19 protein-coding genes, 2 pseudogenes and 1 riboswitch are annotated in these 19,169 nt (G+C 37.6%); of the genes and pseudogenes, 8 read left to right on the top strand and 13 right to left on the bottom strand.

From position 1 onward, the window contains the following. Positions 1 to 22: 22 nt before the first annotated feature. From ACWPVE_RS17950 to ACWPVE_RS17940, 3 genes are read right to left on the bottom strand one after another with little or no spacing between them, the layout of a single operon-like run. Positions 23 to 694, bottom strand: coding sequence for a response regulator transcription factor (locus tag ACWPVE_RS17950; protein ID WP_453995738.1), 672 nt, complete (start codon positions 692 to 694; stop codon positions 23 to 25). Between the two features lie 11 nt (positions 695 to 705). Then, a complete protein-coding gene (locus tag ACWPVE_RS17945) occupies positions 706 to 1,485 on the bottom strand; it encodes an ABC transporter permease (protein WP_453995736.1) in 780 nt (259 codons plus the stop codon). After that, positions 1,478 to 2,395, bottom strand: a complete 918-nt coding sequence (locus tag ACWPVE_RS17940) for an ABC transporter ATP-binding protein (RefSeq protein ID WP_453995734.1) — start codon at positions 2,393 to 2,395, stop codon at positions 1,478 to 1,480. The genes ACWPVE_RS17945 and ACWPVE_RS17940 overlap by 8 nt, the downstream gene beginning before the upstream one ends. Before the next feature lie 225 nt (positions 2,396 to 2,620). On the opposite strand from ACWPVE_RS17940, the gene ACWPVE_RS17935 reads away from it, so the two are divergent. Next, a complete protein-coding gene (locus ACWPVE_RS17935; RefSeq protein ID WP_453995732.1) occupies positions 2,621 to 3,457 on the top strand; it encodes a hypothetical protein in 837 nt (278 codons plus the stop codon). 148 nt (positions 3,458 to 3,605) lie between these two features. Here the strand turns inward: ACWPVE_RS17935 and ACWPVE_RS17930 are convergent, their stop codons facing one another. Then, the gene (locus tag ACWPVE_RS17930) at positions 3,606 to 4,034 is read right to left on the bottom strand and encodes an Rrf2 family transcriptional regulator (protein ID WP_453995730.1); all 429 of its coding nucleotides are present in this window, start codon (positions 4,032 to 4,034) and stop codon (positions 3,606 to 3,608) included. A 153-nt stretch (positions 4,035 to 4,187) separates the two neighbouring features. Here ACWPVE_RS17930 and ACWPVE_RS17925 point away from each other — a divergent pair, with 153 nt between their 5' ends. Continuing rightward, positions 4,188 to 4,823, top strand: a complete 636-nt coding sequence (locus ACWPVE_RS17925; RefSeq protein WP_453995728.1) for an NAD(P)-dependent oxidoreductase — start codon at positions 4,188 to 4,190, stop codon at positions 4,821 to 4,823. A 245-nt stretch (positions 4,824 to 5,068) separates the two neighbouring features. Further along, a riboswitch (SAM riboswitch) is annotated at positions 5,069 to 5,172 on the top strand. A gap of 82 nt (positions 5,173 to 5,254) precedes the next feature. Beyond that, positions 5,255 to 5,452, top strand: a complete 198-nt coding sequence (locus ACWPVE_RS17920; RefSeq protein WP_453995726.1) for a Fur-regulated basic protein FbpA — start codon at positions 5,255 to 5,257, stop codon at positions 5,450 to 5,452. Positions 5,453 to 5,558: 106 nt separating this feature from the next. Here ACWPVE_RS17920 and ACWPVE_RS17915 read toward each other — a convergent pair. Together ACWPVE_RS17915 and ACWPVE_RS17910 are read right to left on the bottom strand one after the other, a co-directional pair. After that, positions 5,559 to 5,651 (bottom strand): annotated as a pseudogene (locus ACWPVE_RS17915) (3-ketoacyl-ACP reductase); the annotation flags it as partial. Positions 5,652 to 5,660: 9 nt separating this feature from the next. After that, on the bottom strand, positions 5,661 to 7,151 hold the full coding sequence (locus ACWPVE_RS17910; protein ID WP_453995724.1) for a YcdB/YcdC domain-containing protein: 1,491 nt from the start codon (positions 7,149 to 7,151) through the stop codon (positions 5,661 to 5,663). 208 nt (positions 7,152 to 7,359) lie between these two features. Between ACWPVE_RS17910 and ACWPVE_RS17905 the strand changes: the two genes are divergently transcribed. Then, complete coding sequence (locus ACWPVE_RS17905; RefSeq protein WP_453995722.1) at positions 7,360 to 8,052, top strand: thermonuclease family protein; 693 nt, start codon at positions 7,360 to 7,362, stop codon at positions 8,050 to 8,052. 80 nt (positions 8,053 to 8,132) lie between these two features. After that, the gene (locus tag ACWPVE_RS17900; protein WP_453995720.1) at positions 8,133 to 9,344 is read left to right on the top strand and encodes a NupC/NupG family nucleoside CNT transporter; all 1,212 of its coding nucleotides are present in this window, start codon (positions 8,133 to 8,135) and stop codon (positions 9,342 to 9,344) included. A 196-nt stretch (positions 9,345 to 9,540) separates the two neighbouring features. Here ACWPVE_RS17900 and ACWPVE_RS17895 read toward each other — a convergent pair whose 3' ends face one another. Together ACWPVE_RS17895 and ACWPVE_RS17890 are read right to left on the bottom strand one after the other, a co-directional pair. Beyond that, the gene (locus ACWPVE_RS17895; protein ID WP_453995718.1) at positions 9,541 to 10,200 is read right to left on the bottom strand and encodes a 3-oxoacid CoA-transferase subunit B; all 660 of its coding nucleotides are present in this window, start codon (positions 10,198 to 10,200) and stop codon (positions 9,541 to 9,543) included. Between the two features lie 13 nt (positions 10,201 to 10,213). After that, the gene (locus tag ACWPVE_RS17890; protein WP_453995716.1) at positions 10,214 to 10,903 is read right to left on the bottom strand and encodes a CoA transferase subunit A; all 690 of its coding nucleotides are present in this window, start codon (positions 10,901 to 10,903) and stop codon (positions 10,214 to 10,216) included. 158 nt (positions 10,904 to 11,061) lie between these two features. Between ACWPVE_RS17890 and ACWPVE_RS17885 the strand changes: the two genes are divergently transcribed. Continuing rightward, positions 11,062 to 11,946 carry a LysR family transcriptional regulator gene (locus ACWPVE_RS17885; RefSeq protein ID WP_453995714.1) on the top strand — a complete coding sequence of 295 codons (885 nt, stop codon included), beginning with the start codon at positions 11,062 to 11,064 and terminating at the stop codon, positions 11,944 to 11,946. Between the two features lie 75 nt (positions 11,947 to 12,021). Here ACWPVE_RS17885 and ACWPVE_RS17880 read toward each other — a convergent pair whose 3' ends face one another. From ACWPVE_RS17880 to ACWPVE_RS17865, 4 genes and pseudogenes are all read right to left on the bottom strand, one after another. Beyond that, on the bottom strand, positions 12,022 to 13,800 hold the full coding sequence (locus tag ACWPVE_RS17880; RefSeq protein ID WP_453995712.1) for an adenine deaminase C-terminal domain-containing protein: 1,779 nt from the start codon (positions 13,798 to 13,800) through the stop codon (positions 12,022 to 12,024). 171 nt (positions 13,801 to 13,971) lie between these two features. Then, positions 13,972 to 15,102: an N-methyl-L-tryptophan oxidase gene (gene solA, locus ACWPVE_RS17875; protein ID WP_453995710.1), complete on the bottom strand. Its 1,131-nt coding sequence runs from the start codon at positions 15,100 to 15,102 to the stop codon at positions 13,972 to 13,974. A 43-nt stretch (positions 15,103 to 15,145) separates the two neighbouring features. Continuing rightward, positions 15,146 to 15,388 (bottom strand): annotated as a pseudogene (locus tag ACWPVE_RS17870) (DUF1801 domain-containing protein); the annotation flags it as partial. Between the two features lie 158 nt (positions 15,389 to 15,546). Continuing rightward, positions 15,547 to 16,254: a DNA alkylation repair protein gene (locus tag ACWPVE_RS17865; RefSeq protein WP_453995708.1), complete on the bottom strand. Its 708-nt coding sequence runs from the start codon at positions 16,252 to 16,254 to the stop codon at positions 15,547 to 15,549. 265 nt (positions 16,255 to 16,519) lie between these two features. On the opposite strand from ACWPVE_RS17865, the gene ACWPVE_RS17860 reads away from it, so the two are divergent. Both ACWPVE_RS17860 and ACWPVE_RS17855 read left to right on the top strand, forming a co-directional pair. Next, entirely contained in the window at positions 16,520 to 17,797 is a 1,278-nt protein-coding gene (locus ACWPVE_RS17860; protein ID WP_453989956.1) for an IS110 family transposase, read from the top strand. A 388-nt stretch (positions 17,798 to 18,185) separates the two neighbouring features. After that, positions 18,186 to 18,557, top strand: a complete 372-nt coding sequence (locus ACWPVE_RS17855) for a VOC family protein (protein ID WP_453995706.1) — start codon at positions 18,186 to 18,188, stop codon at positions 18,555 to 18,557. Between the two features lie 61 nt (positions 18,558 to 18,618). Here ACWPVE_RS17855 and ACWPVE_RS17850 read toward each other — a convergent pair whose 3' ends face one another. Beyond that, the gene (locus ACWPVE_RS17850) at positions 18,619 to 19,014 is read right to left on the bottom strand and encodes a VOC family protein (protein WP_453995704.1); all 396 of its coding nucleotides are present in this window, start codon (positions 19,012 to 19,014) and stop codon (positions 18,619 to 18,621) included. Positions 19,015 to 19,169 lie beyond the last annotated feature (155 nt).

Genomic DNA, 19,169 nt, shown 5'->3' with positions numbered 1-19,169 from the left:
CATTCACGCTCCTTTCCATTATCTAATCGAATTTGAACCCAATACCCCATACTGTTTTAATGTAGTTTGTGTCTTCATGGTTGAGTTTATTTCGTAAATTACTGATATGCATGTTTATCGTTTTATCACTATCAAAAAACGGTTCCTGCCAAACACTTTCATAAATATTAGCGCGACTAAACACTTTTTGTGGATTCTCTAGAAAAAGTAGAAGAATCGCATATTCACGTCCAGTAAGATGAAGGTGCTTGTCGTTGACTTTTACTTCACGTGTGTCCAGATTGAGGTTGATATTTTTATAGTGAATTTCTTTCATCTGACTAATTGAGGCTTTCTCAGCATGCCGTAATTGAATATGAATACGTGCTAGTAATTCCTTTACATCAAAAGGTTTGATGATATAATCATCTGCCCCATTCGTCAACAGGTCTAATTTTGACTCTTGGTCATTTTTTGCAGAAATGACAATTACAGGTACGAAAGAGTGTTTTCTAATTACCTGAAGAAATTCTTCTCCATTCATCCCGGGAAGCATCAAATCTAAAAGAACCACATCTACTTGATTTTGTTCAAACAGCAATTTCCCTTCCGTCCCTGAGTATGCACTGAGAGTTTGATATTGATTGAGCTCCAATGTATCTTTAATAAGTGAATGTATCGCCATATCGTCTTCAATGATTAAAATGGTTGTCATAGCTATCCTACCTACTTAATATCTGTTCGATTAAATAAAAAGATTCCTATAATTGATGATAACACGATTGTAATAAGACTTACTAATGCCATCTCCGGATATCTTGCTATATCTACTGGGCTTGCGAAATCTGAATAATTCAAGAAAGTTTCCGTAAACCAGAATGTGAGATGCTTAAAATGTTCTGTTTGTAAAAACATAGTAGGTAAAAATGCTGTCGCAACTGTATATAGAAAACTCCAAACCATTGATATACCACTGTTTTTTGTTAAGAAACTATTCATCATATAAATAGATACGTTTGCTAAGATAAGTAAATAAAGTGTACAAAACGTCTTTATCGCATAGCTATAATAATGATCAATTTCCGCAACTCCACCAAACCCAAATGCTACTGTGAAACTTATCATACCTAGCGCTGTTAGGATCATTACACCAATGAGAGTAAGTAGTGCCGCAATCATAAATTTTGACAGATAGTAATGAGTACGGCTGCGTCCTAGTGACAATGCATTTCGAATGGTTCCATTTTGAAATTCTTCTCCAATAAAAAAACTGATAAAGGCACTTATAATAAATAAAATGGTAAATCCATTCTTCTCCATCATTAATATACCCGTTGCTCCATTGATAACTGTGTCTTTGGCTTGAACTAATTCTGCCCCGTAATTCACGGAAATTACGCTATTCACAACTTGGTAAATAGGAAGTATAAATAAGATGCTAAGAACGATCCACAGTCTTCGACTTCGGATTAATTTGATTCTCTCGGCTGTTAAAAGATTAAGCATTCGTGGTTCCCCCTGTTAATTGTAAAAAATAGTCTTCCAGTTTTTGTCTAGTTGTGCCAATTCGAGAAACATTCACCTTGGCTAAGACTAGTGAACGATTGATTGCAGCAACATCATCCAGTCGTTCATAGATATTAATTTCCGTTCCATTCACGACTTGATAATCTTTGATTCCTAATTCATCGAGTACTACGATTGCATGTTCAACCTCTGTTGTTTCTAGTTCAATGTACCTGCGTGTTTCTCGTGCTAGCTCTTCTTTTGAAAATTCACGAATAAGTTTTCCTTCATGTAAAATGCCGTAATGTGTCGCGAGTTGGGAGAGCTCATCAAGTAAGTGGCTTGATAACAGTACGGTGATTCCACGTTCTGTTACCAATCGTTGAATAATCTCTCGCATCTCGACAATTCCAGATGGATCTAGTCCGTTTGTCGGTTCGTCTAAAATTAAAAATTCAGGGTTAGTAATCAAGGTTGAGGCAATCGCTAAACGTTGACGCATTCCTAGTGAAAAGTTTTTTGCTTTCTTCTTACCCGTGTTACTAATGTTCATTAATTGAAGCAAATCGTCAATTTCTCGGTCACTTACTCCACCATTTGCTGCTTGAACTCGTAGATTATCTCGAGCTGTTAATTCAGGGTAAAGCGCTGGTGTTTCAATGGATTGCCCCATTTTACGACGTGCACGTTGTAACCCTTTCGTCCCTGTTTCTCCGAACAGTTCAATCGATCCCTCATCAATCGTAATTAATCCCATTACCGTCCGCATGAATGTTGATTTACCTGCGCCATTTTCACCAATCAATCCGTAAATCATCCCTCGTTTTATTTCAATTGATACTTTATCAAGTGCCCTGTGTTTTCCATATATTTTCGAAACGTTCGTTGCTTTAAGAATTGTATCAGACATAACTGTCATCCTTTCAGGTGTTGATAAGCTTAGTATAGGTAGTATGTATAAATAAATAGACTAGAAAAGTATAAAGAAAGTGTAAAGAAAACACTCCATGATAGAACGATTAGTATTTAGGTATGTTTATTCAACTACAGATTAGTTCAATATGTGAAACTATTTTACTATTTATCCGTAAATAGATAGACTAATTAGAATAGTGCACAAACTGGAGGGGGCATTTTGACATTTAAAAATGGAATTCTACGTATATTTATTGTTTTATTGTTTATCGTAACTGCTTGTTCAACTAATGATGTTCAAGAACACTTATCAAACGTTAATGATGCACGTAATAAAACAACACAATTAGAAAATGGAAGATTCTCTTATACATATGTTGTAGAAAATGAAAACGAAGAAAATACAACTCAAATAACGAATGGAATCTTCGTTGTTAATGGTGATTATATTGATTGGCAAACAGATCTAGTGCTTGGCGAAGGAGAAGATGTAACTCTTACAGCTATTATTCAAAAGGATAGAAAGCAATATCAGCGTTTTGGACTAATAAATGAGGATTATCAGTTTATTGATAATGAGAATAAACCATTAACTGAAGAACTGGAGTGGCAAATCGTAAATGACGATGCAGCTGGATACCCTGATTATCTGGAATCCTTAATGAATCTGGAATTGAATGAGAAACAGATTGAAAAAGTTGAGAAAATAGAGGAAAGCGATGGAATGAGTTATACAATTATTTATAATGATTCATTCTTATCAACCCTTAAGCAGAACAATATTTCCATAATAAACGAACAGTTGGACAAGGCGAAAGAAGCAGATGCTGGTCCTCACGTAATTAGTACTTTTGAAACTGCTTTATCCAACTTTGAAAATATCACCTACAAAAATTTCAAACTAGACTTAAAAATAGATAAATCGGGTGTGTTGTTTGAAAAAGAGTTGCAAAGCAGTTATGAACAACTCATAAATGATGTACCGCAGAATATAAAAATAATGGAGAAAGTAGAGATAATGGAGTATAACCAAGCAGATATGAAGATTGAACTTTAGTATTTTTTTATGCCCTTTACATTCAAATAAAAACCAAGAAGTGTGCTTACACATCATGGCGGAGTACATTTTCTGGACTTCCAAAATAATGGAAGTCCAGTTTTTTATATAGTATCAACATGAACCACTTTCTCTTGATACCCTACCTTTACGTCCCATTAAGATTCATTCCATCTATGATATCCTCTAGAGTTACGTTTGCTAGAACTTTTTCCATTGCAAATTGTGCTTGTGCAAATAGAGGTTCTATGGCATTTTGAATATTTTTTCCAACAAGACAAGATGGATTTGGATTGTCATGCACACTAAAAAGCTCACCAGCACGTACGACATCGACTGCTTTATAAACATCTAACATCGTAATTTCTGATGGGCTCTTTACTAGCTTTGCACCCGCAACACCTGGATTTACCTCAATAAGGTTCGCTTTTTTTAACATTCCCATTATTTTTCTAATCACCACTGGATTCGTGTTCACGCTTGAGGCTAGAAAGCTTGAAGAACTCTCGCCTTCATCATTCATGTGAATAAGGGATAGAATATGAATTCCAACAGAAAATCGACTACTGATGGACATTGTTTGTCCCCCTTCTTTCATTCGATACATATTTGTACATTCCCTATTATACCTTAAAAGGTAAAAGTGTTGACATTTAACATAACCTGTAACTATAATCATTACATGTAACAAGATAAATTACAAGTTAAATCATATCGGAGGTTATCTATCATGAAAGTTGGAATCATTGGTGCAAGTGGGAAAGCAGGAAGTCTGATATTGAAAGAAGCTCTTGAAAGAGGACATGACGTTACAGCAATTGTTCGTGATGCTTCTAAAATACAAAACAAACAAGTGGCAGTAATTGAAAAAAATATTTTAGATTTAAAAACAACCGATATTGAGTATCTCGATGTTGTGGTAAATGCTTTTGGTGCCCCCCTTGGAGAAGAACAAGCACATGTTGATGCGGGCCACGCCTTAATTGAAGCGGTGAAAGGAACAAATACAAGAATCATCGTGGTTGGTGGCGCAGGTAGTCTTTATGTGGATGAGGCAAAAACCGTTCAACTTATCGATACGCCAGAATTTCCAGATTTCGTTAAGCCGACAGCAAAAGGTCAAGCACGAAACTTTAAAGAATTACAAGAAACATCTGATATCACATGGACATTCATCAGTCCTTCCGCTGTTTTCGATCCAGAAGGAAATAGAACTGGGAGTTATGTGGCTGGAGGGGATAACCTACTTGTGAACTCAAAGGGTGAAAGCTATATCAGTTACGCCGACTTCGCTATTGCAGTCGTTGACGAAATCGAAAACCCAAAACATATCAACTCAAGATTCACAGTTGTCGGAGAAAACTAAGATCTGGAAATCAACTAAAGATTAAGTAAGTGAAAAAGAGACAAGTCCGTCAAACCAATTCGGTTTCGAGAGACTTGTCTCTTCTTTATTCTTTGAGACTCCCCTACGGTATAATCATTGGTATTTTTTCATTGCAATCCAATAGGACAATCAAAATTGTTACAATGATTTTACATTTAATTGAAAAAAACACAAATTAAAGTAGACATATCGGAATAATATGATTATACTATAAGTAAATTATAAACTTATCAAGAGAGGTGGAGGGACTGGCCCTGTGAAACCTCAGCAACAGATTCTTAGAATACTGTGCTAAATCCTGCAAGCTAACATGCTTGAAAGATAAGTGAGGTTAAGATCAAATAAAAAAAACCTCTTCTTATCTTATCTATGGTTTATCATTTGCCAATTACGAAAGGAGAGGTATTATTATGGCCTTATTAAAAGAAACGGTTGAAAAACGCAAAAATGAAATGATTCGGAAGTTGATTGAGTCCAATCATTATAAAAAAAATGGAAAACATCTCTTTGAACTATCACTGTGCGAATTAGAACATGAATACTTTAAAATCCAAACGAAAGGTCACCCTCACACTGGAGAAGGGTCGATCCGATGGAAAAACTTTTAAGGCTTACTTACATGTTCATGGAGTCTAGTATTTTCATCGTGGCAGGATGAACAAATAAATAAGAAAAAAGCTTGGGGGAACGTCACACCCAAGCTTTTTTTCTTATCTAATAGGCCGTCCACCCAGCATCTCCTGTTATAACTGTACCGTTAATGAAACTTGCTTCGTCAGAGGCTAGGAATAATGCGATGTTTTCTAACCATTTTCATTAATTAAAGAATGTCGCATCTCCTACGTCTACATACATTGCTTTTCCAGTAACCGCGTCAATTGCACGTACATGGCCAACGGTAGTAGGAAAATCTGGGACATATGCGAGTGTATATATAGACTTTCCATCATCATTATACTCTCGGATGAACATACGTTCCATTTTCAGATGTTTTTTATAAATTTCCTTCGCTTCCGTTCTCGAGATCACGGGTGATGTTGGTAGCTTTTTATAGAGGGCCTCATCTGGAATATCCAATTGAACATGCTTGATTTTCTCAGTATACTTCCCTACAGAAATAAATGATACATGCCCATCTACTCGGACCCCATTATGGTGGAGATGAAAATAAAAGGTATAGGTATCTTCATGTTCTATTAACTCCTCGCTCCAATCATCCTCGAGTTCATCCTCGTCACATATATCATTAGTGAATTCCTCGTCTCCGAAATCCTCTTCCTCTGTGTCTTCCATCTCCTCATCAAATTCTCCATTCTCGTCTTCAAATACCTCTAATCGATACCTTTCATGTGTATCAGGAAATAACGTAAACATCATTTCCAATGCCCGTTCCTTCGCACTTGCTAACTCGACTTTTACTCCTTCATTTGCAGATTCCTCACCACTTACGACCTGAAGAAGCCTATTCGATTTTTCATCAAAACAAAGCTTGATAACATGATCATCAATTTCATCCATGTCGAATGTATACTCTTCTACCTCATCATGCATAGACCATATTTCCACTCGGTAACCCTCTTTAACTTGTTTGCCTAAGAGCTGATATGCATTGGTTATACCGATTAACTCATATATGCTATCATTAGGAACCTCGATTTTTTCAATCGGTGAATCCAATTCAAACCCTTCTCGTATACTCGAGATTTCAGAGCCATCAACAGGAATCTCCATCGTATGCTCGATCACACTGTAGGCAAGATGGTATTGATTATCACCATTCTCGTAAACATCACGATCAAACTTTTGAATGTTCAACTCAAAATCAAGTGCCTCAATATATTTCTCTAAAGCCTCTTTTTCTGAAACAACAATATCAGAATAACGAATCTCGTAATCTTCCTCATCACAATAAAAACTCGTAATTTCTCCGGATGTCGATACAGATACTGTAAGTCCAGTACTATGGATAAAGATTCCGTATTTCTGATCTCGTTTTTCATAAGTAATCATGTAGGGATTATCCAAATCAAGGATTCCAGAAAGCTCATATTCCGTTTGACCCGGATAGAAGGTGTCCACAAATTTTTGCGCAATCGCTGCGATTTCTTCCTTCGCAAGTTTGCCTGCAGATGGTTCTTCAAATAATGAAAATCCAATAAGTTCTCCATTTTCGTTAATGGAATAACCTCCAATTTCCACATTCGTTCTTGCATCAACTATCTCATAGCCTCCATCATCAAACTCAGACTTTTTCGCAATTGCTTTAACTGGTAAAAAGACTTGTAACTTATCCATTATTTCAATCATCATTTTCCTCCAATGTTGTCAAAGAACTCAATCCTTGCCTATTGTACATGTAGAATATTTTACCATTTTGATCGTGAATTGAAATATGTATTTTTCATATATCTTCCAATTATTCTCGGGAGATTCTTTTTCAACTCAATACTTGAATTTATCGGGATTTTTCATATGATTAATTAGTAACATAGTAAAGGTTGTAAAGGGAGATAACATGAAAAGTATAGTAAAAACATCAATCCTATTGTTATGTATAACATGTCTATCAGCTTGTGCAAATTCTAATAATCTAAAAGATTTTCAAAAACTAACAGAAAAGGCTGGACAAATAGGCGAAAGTGTTGATTCTCAGGAGCTAAAAGACATAAGTGATTCAGTTAATAATGTCATAGAAATCGCTGAAGAAATTGAAAATGTATCGGACGTCCTAACAAAATTACCTGACAAAGTTAATGAAGATAAAGTTGTATCAGCTCAAATTGAAACATGTTATGACGGAGATACATGTAGAGCTATTGTTAACGGAAAAAAAGAGTCGCTGCGATTTTTACTCGTGGACTCTAGTGAAATAAAAGGTGGACCGATGCCATATGCCGAAGAAGCCCGTGATTATTTAAATAATCTAATTGAAGGCAAGGAAATTGTTCTCGAATTAGGCAAAGGCAATAGCCGCGATAGATATGATCGTTTACTTGTCTACGCATTTCTACCAAATGGAGAGAGCATCCAAGAAATGATGCTAAAAGAAGGCCTACTCACCGTTCGTTATATTTACGAAGATCAAAAATACCTTGATGAATATATCTCTGCAATGGAAGAAGCAAAACGAGCAGAAATCGGAATATGGTCCATACCTGGATATGCAGGCTTTGACCAACCATATAATGAAGAAGCAGTCATTCACTAAAGATTAAGCCTGTCCTATTACAAACTTTTTTTCGTATATTCTTGTCTAAATATGATAAATCTACCTCTAGAGGTGATTTTATGAACATCATTTGGGGGATATTCGGAATATTGGTTGTTCTTGGGATAGGCTTTCTATTTTCAAACAATCGTCGTAAAATAAACCCACGTACAATCCTACTGGGATTACTAATTCAATTGAGCTTTGCCTTTATTGTTTTAAAATGGGAGGCAGGAAGAGCTGGACTTAATTGGCTTACAATGAGAGTGCAGGATATTGTTAATTTCGCTAATGAAGGTATCTCATTTCTATTTGGCTCCCTGTCTAATTCAGATGAATTTGGTGTTATTTTTGCATTTCACGTTTTAACCATTATCATTTTCTTTTCATCATTGATCTCCGTTTTATATTATCTTGGGGTTATGCAATGGTTTATTAAAATTATTGGAGGAGGCCTATCAAAGCTATTAGGAACTTCCATTACTGAATCAATGTCTGCTGCAGCTAATATCTTTGTTGGCCAAACAGAAGCACCTCTCGTCATCCGTCCGTATTTAGAAAAAATGACGAACTCGGAACTGTTTGCCGTCATGACAGGCGGTCTTGCTTCTGTTGCGGGATCAGTGCTTGTAGGTTATGCCTTATTAGGTGTACCCTTAGAATACCTTTTAGCTGCAAGCTTTATGGCTGCGCCAGCTGGACTTATTTTAGCAAAGATTATCCTACCCGAAACTGAGGATACTCATATTAAAGAATATAAAATGGAAAAAGACTCTGATTCCGTCAATGTGATAGATGCAGCAGCACGAGGAGCGAGTGATGGCTTACAACTTGCGTTAAATGTTGGCGCAATGCTACTAGCTTTCATTGCCCTAATTGCTTTAATAAATGGAATCTTAAGTGGTCTTGGAGGCATTTTTGGATATAACGCATTAAGTCTTGAAAGTATTTTGGGAATCATTTTTTCACCAATAGCATTTGCTGTAGGTGTACCGTGGTCAGAGGCGATCACAGCTGGAAGTTTCATTGGTCAAAAACTTGTCTTAAATGAATTTGTTGCTTATTCATCTTTTGCACCACAAATTGACCAACTCTCCGCTAAAACAGTCATAGTGGTTAGTTTTGCATTATGTGGATTCGCAAATTTTAGTTCTATGGCTATTTTGCTTGGTGGATTAGGTAGTCTCGCGCCAACTCGACGTTCCGATATTGCAAGAATGGGATTACGAGCAGTAGCTGCTGGGATGCTTGCATCCTTATTAAGCGCATCAATTGCTGGAATGTTTATTTAGTTTACGTAGCCTCATTGACATGAATTAGCCTGTGAAATTTTACCATGAGTAAAATTTCACAGGTTTTGATTATCTCAAATAAAAATAATCTCTCCAATGATTTGTTGCATCGATTACCTAAAGAGTCATAAAAACCCCAAAACACATAGATTTCATTGTTTTGAGGATAAAAAGTCCATTCAGTATCCAGTTAGATTTAATAGGATTCAAGCTTTAGATCATCGGAAACAATCAATTCGGCTTCAGTAGATTCAACCACATCTTGAACACTATATCCCTTTGCAACCTCGACTAATTTCAAACCAGTCTCTGTTACATCAACTACAGCTCGATCTGTGATAATACGGTCCACCACGTTTTGTCCTGTGAGTGGTAAACTACACGTTTTTAATATTTTGGGCTGGCCTTGCTTATTTACATGCTCCATGATAACAATGGTCTTTTTTGCACCATGCACCAAATCCATTGCGCCGCCCATGCCTTTAATCATCTTTCCAGGGATCATCCAATTGGCTAAATCCCCATTTTCAGCCACTTCCATACCACCTAAAATGGCAATGTCAATATGACCGCCCCGAATCATCGCAAAGGATTCAGCGCTACTAAAAAAGCTAGCACCAGCTCTTGCTGTAACCGTTTCTTTTCCAGCATTAATCAGATCTGGGTCAACCTCTTCCTTTGAAGGATATGGTCCTATTCCCAATAATCCATTTTCCGATTGTAAAACAACACGTTTATTTTCGGAAATATAGTTCGCTACCATCGTAGGCATACCAATTCCTAAATTCACGTAATGTCCGTCCAGAATTTCCTTCTCAGCCCTTTGTGCAATTTTTACTCTCAGATTCGTAGACATCATACTCCCCCCTTTAATTTTTGACAGTTAAACGTTCGATTCGTTTTTCATGCTTTCCGACAATAAGACCTTGAACATAAATACTCGGCGTGTGAATGGCGTTAGGGTCGAGTTCCCCCACCTCAACGATTTCCTCTACCTCTGCAATTGTATATTTTCCAGCAGCAGCCATAATCGGATTGAAGTTTTGTGCCGTTTTTCGATAGACTAAATTCCCCATTTTATCCGCTTTCCATGCTTTAACCAAACTAAAATCAGCTGTCAATCCTTCTTCAAGTAAATATTCTTTACCATTAAACTCCCTCGTTTCACGTCCTTTAGCAATTGGTGTTCCTACCCCAGCTGGCGTGTAAAAGGCAGGAATCCCCGCTCCACCAGCTCTTATTTTCTCTGCTAATGAACCTTGTGGAACAAGCTGCACCTCTAATTCCCCACTTAAGACCTGTCTTTCAAATTCCTTATTTTCTCCCACATAAGAGGAAATCATTTTTTTGATTTGTTTATTTTGCAACAAAAGTCCAAGTCCCCAATCATCTACACCACAATTATTCGATATCACCGTTAAGTCTTTTACATTCGACTGACGCAGACCGATGATCAAGTTTTCCGGAATTCCTACGAGCCCGAATCCCCCCACCATCAAGGTCATTCCATCTTTGATACCGCTTACAGCTTCTTCAAAGCTTGTAAAGATTGTTTTCATTTGATTTCCCTCCAAAAAACGTTTATCGAAACACCTTGTCCCCATCTTCATCTGAATTTTCACTATCTTCTTACTAAAATTTTACAACAAGCTCATTTATCCGTAAAATGAATAATAAGAATAAACATTATTATAGAATGGAATAAAAGGAGAGTTCAATGGAGTTAAAAGATTTACGCTATTTTCTAGAAGTTGTACACTACAGGAGTTTTACAAAGGCAGCCATTAACACCTATATTTCTCAACCTACCTTAAGTAAATCCATAAAAAAGCTAGAAACAGATCTCAACGTCGAATTGTTTGAACGATCGACACGAAAGTTAAAATTAACCGATGCGGGCGAACTTGTCTATAAACAAGCACTTAAAATACTAGGTGCAACAAATGAACTTCATACTTTATTAGATGATTTAATGAACCTTCCAACTGGAAAAATAAAAATTGGAATACCCCCCTTAATTGGAACCCTTTTCTTTCCAACCATCGCGCAAAAATTTGGTAGGGAACATGCGCAAGTCTCATTAGAATTAATTGAACTTGGAGCCAAACGGATTGAAAATTTAGTGGATGAAGGGCAAGTTGACGTAGGGATTGTCGTCCATCCAACAGACTACAGTAAATTTGAGGTCCAGCCTTTTATCAAAGAAGAATTTATGCTTTTTACTCATCCGACTCATCCATTTTCAAATGAGAAATCTGTTAAACTTGAACAATTAGAACATGAATCATTTATTCTCTTTAATCAAGAATTCGCGTTACATCATTTAATCATTCAACATTGTCAGAATGCTGGGTTTATGCCAGAGATTGCTCATCTAAGTTCACAATGGGATTTGATCGCAGAACTAGTGATTGCCCAACTTGGAGTGACTCTCTTACCGAAATCCATTTATTCTAAAATGGATCAATCATTCATTAACATGATTCCACTCGAAAAGCCACCGATGTGGGAGCTTTTAGTTATTACAAAAAAAGACAGATATCAATCTTTTGCAATGAGGGCATTGTTGAAATTTTTGACTAAGGAATTTCCGAATAACTAAGAAAAGAGCTATACCAAAATACATACAAAAACCTACGAAACACGCGATAAATCGTGCTCGTAGGTTCTTATTCTATTAATGAGTTACTTCTTTCCCAAATCCTTCTGCCTTCAATAAAATTTCATCCTTCTTCACCTCATACAACCCATAAGGCACCAACCGTAACCCTGGTAAGAAGTCACAGGTTAAAAATAATAATGTGTAGAGAATATCATGAAATGGAAAACCTCGTTCTTGTAAGGTTTTAAGCAATTGATCATGATATTCGACCGCTTTATCAAACGAGGAACTCGTCGTCATCATTCCAGTAAATGGTAGTGGAATTTCGAGAATCATATCATCTCCATCAACAATGACGATCCCTCCGCCCATTTCATGTACGCGTGTAGCTGCTTTAGCCATTGATTGAGGATTTCTTCCGACTGTTAGTAATTCTGTCGTTGTATTGTACGTAGACGCCATTCCATCAAGTGTAACAGCAAATCTTTCTAAAATGGCTTTGCTAACCCAATTGCCCCGGCGATCAATCAATGCTGAATACATCAGCCCTTCTTGACCTGATAGGTCTGCAAACCCATTAACTGCAGGAATCATGGTATCCTTTCTTGCAGTTATTACATTACTTTTAAAATAGGAAACGGGTAATGGTGTCTTTTCATCTGTGTGTGGATATTGATAGAGTTCTAGGTTTTCTAAATCCGATTTTGGAAATTCAAATGCTTCACGAACAACATACTTCCTCCAATTGATTTCAGGCATATTTGCCAGCAATTGGCCGTTTTCAGCGACGATTTCCCCGCTCGCAACGACTAAATTAGGGCGGAAATCTACCAAGTCAGGTAACAAAAGGATGTCTGCCTTTCTTCCTGGAGCAATTCCTCCAATATAATCTTCAAGACGAAGATACGTAGCAGCATTGATTGTAACCATTTGAATGGCATCCATTACTGGTACACCAAGTTCAACCGCTTGACGGACAAGTCCATCGACAAATCCTTCCCTTTCAATAAATCCTGGATGTGGACCATCTGTTGTTAGTATAATTCTACTCGTATTCGCCTTTTTTTCTGTAATTAGTTTTATCACTTCTTTGAGGTCTGGTCGGAGCGAACTGTTTCGTAGCGTCGTCCACATCCCCAAACGAAGGCGGTCAAGTGCTTCATTTGCCGTGATTGCTTCATGACAGGCTGTTACACCAGATGCCACGATTGCATTTAATTTTTCATAGGAACAACCAGATGTATGTCCGTCTGATATCTTACCGATTTCTTTTACAAAGTCCATTGTTTCAAGTAAAAATGGATCTCCATTGTAAAGAAGAGGCCATCGTGTTACTTCTGCTGAACCTACTACTTCCTCCAATGCCAGTAATTCCTGAATATCTTCGTGATTGTACCAACGCCGTTCCCCAGGATAGTCGGCTTGGGAAACAAGTCTAACAAGCCAAAGAAAGTTACCTGGCATTGATTTTAAGTCATGAACCATGTCTTTGAAGCCTCTCGCTCCCATATGTAAATAGAAAAATAAATTATCATTAACAGAAGTAGTTGTGCCAAGTGGTAACACCTTGCTTGTAATACTTACTGGATTATAGATAACCCAGGGGTGAGAATGTGCCTCAATAAATCCTGGGGATACATACTTTCCTTCAGCATGAATGACCTTCGTATGTTCACCTACCATTGCTTCACTTTCACCTACATAAGCAATGCTGTCCTTATAGACCGCAACATTCATCTTCAAAAACTCACCGGAGTACACATTGATTACGGTCCCACCTTTAATATATAAATCCGCAGGTATATTCCCCTTTGCTACCTCCACAAGTTCACTTCTTTTTGCCCTAAGCTTCAATCGATTCACTCCCCTTATTATTACGTTTTAATAACTACCGTTTATATAACATAATACTAATAAAAGAAGTAAAGCACTGTCAATCTTATTGCTTAAATTTTCAAAAAATAAAAACAGAGAAATGTTCCAATTTAAAGGTGAAAGGCAGCCCCCTTAGGACTGCCCGCTTTTTTACATAAACCGCTTAATCGAAAATGGACTTATATCAAATTTCGTTTGACGATCTCCCGTTACCAACTCACTTAAAATTTCCCCTACAACACTACTAAATTTAAATCCATGCCCTGAGAAGCCACATGCAAGAACGACATGATCATGATCAGGGTGTTTATCAATTATGAAATCTTCATCAGGAGTGTTTGTATATGTACATACTTTTCCCAACTTGTGCTTTCCAACTTTATGTATAAAGCGCTCGGCAAATTGACTTACTTCCTTTGAATCCTCATCAAAGGTTCCAAATTCAGCAATCGGTTGATTCATATCTCTTGGTTGGCCACCATCATGTCGTCCAATTTTGACACCTGCTTCTTTAATACTCGGAAATCCGTAGTATGTTTCAGTTGGTAACTCAAATGCAAAGGCCGGAAAAGTGGCAGAATGATAGAGATCCTCATCTGTATTAAACCAGGAGAACGTTTTTCGTACCTCCTGTAACGGCAATTCCAACCCGATTAACGGAAGAAGCTTTCTAGTGCCCGCTCCTGGTGTGAATATGAGTGATTCGGCAGTATAGCTATTTTTACCTGTCATCACCTCTACATGATTGTCAAAAATGGAGATCGACGTGACAGGTGAATAAGGCTTTAAAATGGCCCCGTGTTTCTTCGCCTCTGATTTATATGCACGAATACAATTTTCACTCATTAACACTCCTGAATCTCGTTCAAAACATCCAATATAACCTTCTGGTACACGAAATCCTTCCCATCTTTTATTGATTTCGGAAGCTGTTAGCATTTCTATTTTTAACGAATAGGTTTCAGCACTCTTCATCACGTTTTGAATAAACATTGAATCAGGTAGACCAACATTGATAACCCCTGTCTTGATAAAGATTTCTTCGTTTGTCAGTTCTTGAAGCTCATTCCACAATGCTTGTGCTCGTAACGCCATTTCTACGTAACTCTCACCTTCTCCATATGCATGTCGAATAATTCTCGACTCTCCATGATGCGAACCTTCTGTATGTGGAGGATCATGTGAATCGATTAATAATACTCGTTTTCCTTGTTTTGCCAAGAAATAGCCAGCAGCCATTCCCATCGAGCCAGCCCCAACGATAATCACTTCAAAGTCCATATGGTATCCCCCATTCCTATGAATAACTCAACTTTTTATACACTTATAGCTCGTTTAATGCCATTGCTTCCTTAATCATTGATGAGAAAACATCTGGATTTATTTCCTCCATTTTCTTGATTCGAATATGTCTCATACCTTTACCAGAACCTTGTAGTAGTTGATCTGTGTCCTTCTCTTGGAGTTCAACACCTTTATGGAAGCCAAGATTTACATGTTTTTTTGAAGCCTGTAAATAGCATACTAATCCATTAAATGAATAATTTGGCATGGACCATTTATATTCCTCAACTAAGTTCGAAAGACGTCTCTAGAATGTTTTTTCTTAAATCAACTGTAATGGCTTGAATATCCTAGGTAAATTTTCAATATATTGATTAACTGATTCTATCGTTCTTGATTTTTCCAATCATTTCACCTTTCAACTTGTTTGGACTAGACTAATTAACAAATACACGTTTTCCGCTTCATCCCTACTCTATTTTTCGCTTCAACTTTCTTAATATAGTCAGACGCAAGAGGAACCTTACATGCTGTATTTCCTACATCAACATGCACCTTTCCAATATGTTCTGCGACTTGCTTTGCTTCGTCATTTAGTTCTGTCACATAAGTCCCTACCGACAATACAAAGCTATTCATGACATAGCGAACCCGATTTCTCTCATCATGGATTGTATGTTTCACCTGATTCAAAAGCTCTCTTATTTCTACTAAGTCCAATTTTTCATCAGGGGTAATGGATAGATAGTTTGAATAAGTACTCCATCCACATACCGCAATCATTTCTTCCTCTGATTTCATCCACTCTCTCGCCAACACTAGTGCATAATTGCTCTCGGCTGCAACTTGCGCAACTGTATATTCTGCTGCCATATACCAGTATGCTTTTTTCGCCCAATCTTGTAACGTGTCTTTAGAAATGAGCTTTGGATTAATTGAAAGTCCCGCTAAATACATAGCATCATGATTACCAGAATTGTATAATTTCTGGGCTAATTCTTGATCCTTTTTTACAAACTTAACGAGTTTCTTTAAATCCCCTATTTTTACCCCAAAATAAGGTTCTCTTACCCCGTGATTTTGATATATTTTCTTCGTCTGCTCAGAACCCAGTTCTTCCAGCCTTTGCATGATTTCCTCAAATGTCATTTTCATCACCTTTTCAATTAACATGTATTCGTATTTACACTTATTATCTCAAAAATGAAACGGTTATTTCTACTAGCTACAACTTCCTATCCTGTTGTATTGTGATTTTTTATGTACTCCATTATAGTAAAATTAGACCAAAAGGAGCATTCCTGTTAGAAGGATTTTCGGGGACTTGAACAAAAAAGAGCCCTCTTGGTATGATACGGGGTGTCAAGATCTGCAGAAATTGACCCCTAATTTGTTAACCAAGGAGGACTCCATAATGGATTTTAAACAAAATCAAAAAATTAATCAAGTCACTGAAAAAACACTAGTGGTCGGAATCGATATTGCTAAGCGAACACATTTTGCTTGCTTTGTTGATGATCGCGGCCGTGTGCTCCAAAAATCGTTTTCCGTATCCCAGGCTGGAAATGGTTTCGATTATTTCTATAAACGCGTTCTGGATGCAATGGAAGAAAACGAAAAAACAGAGGTTATCATTGGGATTGAACCAACTGGCCACTATTGGCTGAATTTAGCTTACTTCCTTGAGGAACGAGGCATACCTTTGGTAATGGTTAATCCAATGCATGTCAGACGGTCAAAAGAGTTGGATGATAATCTTCCGACTAAACATGATCGTAAGGATGCATTAGTGATTGCTCGTCTCGTAAAAGATGGTCGCTTCAGCTATCCCCGTATCTTAAAAGGTATGGAAGCTGAACTTCGCGTTGGATCAACTTTCAAAAGTAAGCTGACTGAGGAATTAGGCGCTGTCAAAAACATGATGATTCGCTGGTTAGATCGCTATTTCCCTGAATTCACTCAGGTGTTTCCGTCATTCGGAAAAATGGCTTTGGCTGCACTTGAATGTACTCCATTTCCAAGTGATCTTCAACAGAAACAACCCGATGAAGTTTTATCCCTTTATCGAAAGGTTGAGGGGCTTAAATCTCCCCAAAGGCCTAAAGCAGTGCGCCTTATTGAAGTCGCTGCTAATTCTATCGGAGTAACAGAAGGACATGAGATGGCTCGAATTGAAATCACCACACTTGTCCGCCGTTACTATCAACTAGAAAAAGATATTGAAAGCATTACTCAACGCTTAGTTGAACTTGTAAAAACATCAGTAGAATACGAATGGCTATCAACGGTTGAAGGAATTGGAGATAACACTATTGTCGATCTATTAGCCGAAATAGGAAGCTTTTCAGACTACGAGAATCCACGCCAATTAATCAAACTTGCGGGATTAACGTTACGCGAAAATTCCTCTGGACTGCATAAAGGACAAAAACGCATCTCTAAACGAGGCAGAAGGAAACTACGTGCCCTCCTGTTCCGAGTAATGATGCCCATGATTCGTCACAATGAAGCTTTCAAAAAGCTACACGAGTATTACACAAACCGTCAGGTTAATCCTTTACGTAAGAAGCAATCCATCGTGGTTCTATGCGGAAAACTATTAAAAGTATTACACGGGATTTGCACGAAGCACAAAGCGTTTGACGCACAGCGAATGATGAGGGATATTCCTGGTCTCGAAGAGGCTGTATAAGTCCTTACACCCCTAAATTAGACTTAGACATCAGGATGACACGGAGAAGCTGGCACTTTTTTTTCCATTCGACCTAGAGTCCCTAAAGGAGCTTCGCTAGCCTCTGCCTTATGACTAGACCGAACGAAGGAATGTAGGCACTTAGATGCCAAGAGACATGGGAGGGTACGTCATCATAAGCTACGCAGAGATCCATTGTGCATCGTATAATTCCCTAGCACTACTTACCAGCATTATCCAGTAGTGACCGCGTAGCGTACCCATGTATTGGAATAGTTTCACATATTTTAAAAATACTGTTAGGAATTGTGTCGAAAAATATTTTTTTGACAACCCACTAACGGATCAAACCGTTGGTAAATCAACATTTATAGAGGGAGGAGAAGATATGAAACTTGGTGCTTTTTCTGTAAGTTTACATGTAAAAGATATTCATAAATCAAAGGAATTTTACGAAAAACTTGGTTTTCAGACTTTGGGTGGAGATATCACTCAAAATTGGCTCATTATGAAAAATGAAACCACTGTAATAGGGTTATTTCAAGGAATGTTTGAGAAAAACATTCTCACTTTCAACCCAGGTTGGGATGCGAATGCAAAGAATCTCGATTCGTTTACAGATGTTCGTGAGATCCAAAAACATTTAAAAGAACAAGGCATTACCATGCTGACAGAAACAGATGAAACAGGTGAAGGACCTGCACATTTTGTCATCGAAGATCCAGACGGAAATCAAATCCTATTCGATCAGCATCGATAAACTTTTACATATCATAACAAGGAGCCTTCTGCCACTATAGGGCAAAAGGCTCTCACAGGATCTATTTCGCATTCTCGTCAGGTTGATGGATTCCAAATATATTTCCTTCTGGATCCTTATAGTATCCCTGCCATGCCATTCCAGGAAGTGCGTATTTAGGCAACGCAACTTTCCCCCCATTCTCAAGAATTTTCTTTTCGGTCAAATCATAATCTCCTACACCCATCGTACATGCATATCCATTCAATGGTTGGGTCTCTCCTGGAGGTGGACTTTGCCTTTGCATCAACGCTCCGTTAATACCTGGATATTTTTCATCGCCTGTAACAGCGCCAAAATAAGGCATTCCTGCATATTCAGTCCAATCTTCAAATTTCCACCCAAACACTTCTCCATAAAATTTCTTTGCTCGCTCCATGTCATCAACATGGATTTCAAAATGCACTACTCTTCCCATCATTTCCACCTACATTTTCATTTATATTTTCACCCATCTATCATTTCTACGAAAGGGTTCGTTTCACCTTCTCCATTATAGGAAAATAGGTAGGAACTTATTCATTTTCCTCCCTGAACTGTATGAATCGTCGTTTCTATATTTGACACAGTCGT

It is taken from the genome of Bacillus nitroreducens (genome assembly GCF_964021195.1).
The sequence above is the reverse complement of the archived record's forward strand: the minus strand, read 5'-3'. Positions and strand labels throughout refer to the sequence as shown.

Excerpts from the sequence above, each read along its gene's own strand:
- solA (WP_453995710.1), bottom strand. The coding sequence starts at position 15,102 with ATGGACTTTGAAGTGATTATCGTTGGGGCTGGCTCGATGGGAATGGCT.
- ACWPVE_RS17940 (WP_453995734.1), bottom strand. The coding sequence starts at position 2,395 with ATGTCTGATACAATTCTTAAAGCAACGAACGTTTCGAAAATATATGGA.
- ACWPVE_RS17910 (WP_453995724.1), bottom strand. The coding sequence starts at position 7,151 with ATGATTGAAATAATGGATAAGTTACAAGTCTTTTTACCAGTTAAAGCA.
- ACWPVE_RS17885 (WP_453995714.1), top strand. The coding sequence starts at position 11,062 with ATGGAGTTAAAAGATTTACGCTATTTTCTAGAAGTTGTACACTACAGG.
- ACWPVE_RS17950 (WP_453995738.1), bottom strand. The coding sequence starts at position 694 with ATGACAACCATTTTAATCATTGAAGACGATATGGCGATACATTCACTT.
- ACWPVE_RS17930 (WP_453995730.1), bottom strand. The coding sequence starts at position 4,034 with ATGTCCATCAGTAGTCGATTTTCTGTTGGAATTCATATTCTATCCCTT.
- ACWPVE_RS17925 (WP_453995728.1), top strand. The coding sequence starts at position 4,188 with ATGAAAGTTGGAATCATTGGTGCAAGTGGGAAAGCAGGAAGTCTGATA.
- ACWPVE_RS17900 (WP_453995720.1), top strand. The coding sequence starts at position 8,133 with ATGAACATCATTTGGGGGATATTCGGAATATTGGTTGTTCTTGGGATA.
- ACWPVE_RS17850 (WP_453995704.1), bottom strand. The coding sequence starts at position 19,014 with ATGGGAAGAGTAGTGCATTTTGAAATCCATGTTGATGACATGGAGCGA.
- ACWPVE_RS17945 (WP_453995736.1), bottom strand. The coding sequence starts at position 1,485 with ATGCTTAATCTTTTAACAGCCGAGAGAATCAAATTAATCCGAAGTCGA.
- ACWPVE_RS17865 (WP_453995708.1), bottom strand. The coding sequence starts at position 16,254 with ATGACATTTGAGGAAATCATGCAAAGGCTGGAAGAACTGGGTTCTGAG.
- ACWPVE_RS17860 (WP_453989956.1), top strand. The coding sequence starts at position 16,520 with ATGGATTTTAAACAAAATCAAAAAATTAATCAAGTCACTGAAAAAACA.
- ACWPVE_RS17855 (WP_453995706.1), top strand. The coding sequence starts at position 18,186 with ATGAAACTTGGTGCTTTTTCTGTAAGTTTACATGTAAAAGATATTCAT.
- ACWPVE_RS17905 (WP_453995722.1), top strand. The coding sequence starts at position 7,360 with ATGAAAAGTATAGTAAAAACATCAATCCTATTGTTATGTATAACATGT.
- ACWPVE_RS17895 (WP_453995718.1), bottom strand. The coding sequence starts at position 10,200 with ATGTCTACGAATCTGAGAGTAAAAATTGCACAAAGGGCTGAGAAGGAA.
- ACWPVE_RS17890 (WP_453995716.1), bottom strand. The coding sequence starts at position 10,903 with ATGAAAACAATCTTTACAAGCTTTGAAGAAGCTGTAAGCGGTATCAAA.
- ACWPVE_RS17920 (WP_453995726.1), top strand. The coding sequence starts at position 5,255 with ATGGCCTTATTAAAAGAAACGGTTGAAAAACGCAAAAATGAAATGATT.